The sequence below is a fragment of the Oleiphilus sp. HI0079 genome (assembly GCF_001635105.1).
Genome location: NZ_LWFT01001042.1, coordinates 1 through 1,177 on the forward strand (window position 1 = coordinate 1; position 1,177 = coordinate 1,177).

A 1,177-nucleotide genomic window follows, 5' to 3' on the forward strand; every position below is an offset into this window, starting at 1 on the left:
GCTTAGCTTCGCTTTGGCAATTTGGAAAACGTTTTTGTCTTTTGAGCGCGCAACATCAATGACCTGTTGAAGGTTTTGTTCCGTTTCGATGAGTTCGGTCGCAGCTTGGCGCACGCGGCTAAGGTTCGCTTTGCTTGCGATTGCCAGAAGGGCTTGCTCATCTTGCAAGCGAGCTAAACCGTTCATAAAGTCATTTTGCGACTCGGAGGCAATGATAATTTCAGCCAATAGTTGGTCGTTTTGAATTAAATCAAACAGACTTAGCCCTAACTGCTTGATTTGTTCTGCTGTGATTTCAAGCGCTTGCGATTTGTCTTCTTCTTTTAAGGAAGCGTAGTGCTTGATAATCGTTGCTGGGTCTGAGAGTCGTTTAAGCGCAGCAATACGAACATCTGCTGCCGCATCATTGAGCATAAGCTGGACGAGCGTCTGTTGCTCTTCGTTGTTGGCTGAATTCAGGTCTGCAATAGCATTTTTGCGTACTTCTGATGAGGCGTGTTGCCACTTGGGCTTAAAAAGCTTTGATAAAAAACTGGCCATGAGGGTCCCTGCTTTTTCGAACGCGAGCCATAGTGGTTTCGCGATAGTATTTGTTCTTGGAGTGCGCGTATTCTTATCATGTTTTTGCGCGGCAAGTTAATTAGTTTACCCTTGAATTTGTGTGCAAAGAAGCGTTTATTTAAAAGCCCTAATTTCATCACTTTAAGAGCAATGTAGTGGAAGAATCTGAAGACAAAACCTTGGTCACTGATTTGAAGAGCAAAGCGCTTGATTTGCTATCAAGACGGGATCATTCGGTACATGAACTCAGCGAAAAGCTCCGCCGTCACGCTCCGGATGTTGATCCGAGGCTGCTTGATGAAATCACGACTCAATTGATTGAACTTGGGTATTTGTCCGAGCAGCGTTATGTCGATATGTTGATTCGGTCGCGTTCTGCAAAAGGGCAAGGCCCTGCGCGTGTGCGTCAGGAGTTGCAGTTGCAACGTGTTGATAGCGAGTTAGTCTCTTTGTCTTTTGAGGCATGTGATATCGATTGGTTTGAGTTGGCTCGACAAGTGAGAGAGCGGCGCTTCGGGCTGGATGATCCTGGTGATGATCAAAAGTTACGCGCCAAACAACAGCGGTTTTTGTACAGTCGAGGGTTTAGTAGTGATCAGATTCATTACGCTATGCA

The 1,177-nt window shown here is 45.7% G+C and carries 2 protein-coding genes; one reads left to right on the plus strand and one right to left on the minus strand.

The annotated features are described in order from the left end of the window. Nucleotides 1-540: hypothetical protein (locus A3750_RS18755; RefSeq protein ID WP_197475150.1), on the minus strand; the 540-nt coding region annotated here is incomplete at its 3' end. 176 nt (nucleotides 541-716) lie between these two features. Here A3750_RS18755 and A3750_RS18760 point away from each other — a divergent pair. Next, on the plus strand, nucleotides 717-1,177 hold a 461-nt coding region (locus A3750_RS18760; protein WP_068548613.1), incomplete at its 3' end, for a regulatory protein RecX.